The organism is Acinetobacter geminorum (assembly GCF_013009345.1).
Taxonomy (GTDB): domain Bacteria; phylum Pseudomonadota; class Gammaproteobacteria; order Pseudomonadales; family Moraxellaceae; genus Acinetobacter; species Acinetobacter geminorum.
Window position 1 is genome coordinate 1 of the sequence record NZ_JABELE010000069.1, and the last position, 253, is coordinate 253.

Below are 253 nucleotides of genomic sequence, written 5' to 3' on the forward strand. Positions count from 1 at the left end.
CCAAAGATAATGTTGCATCCGGCGTCACCCATGCCATAGCCGATCTTTTCTTTTACTGACAGTTTGTTGTTATCCATCGACAGATCTCCGGGTTTCGGTATGGAGAGAATTATTCGCTGGCAAACGGATAAATGCGTTGCAATATAAGGGCGGTGATATGGAGGATTTTGCTGTTGGCGTGAATTTGTGAGGAAGGTAACAAGACGCTGTACCCGCAACTGCGGGTACAGCGAGAAAACACTTAGTGCGCTTT

1 protein-coding gene is annotated in these 253 nt (G+C 46.6%); it reads right to left on the bottom strand.

The features are described from left to right. Positions 1 to 253 (bottom strand): hypothetical protein (locus HJG58_RS18925; RefSeq protein ID WP_216076605.1); only part of this gene is annotated, 253 nt, incomplete at both ends.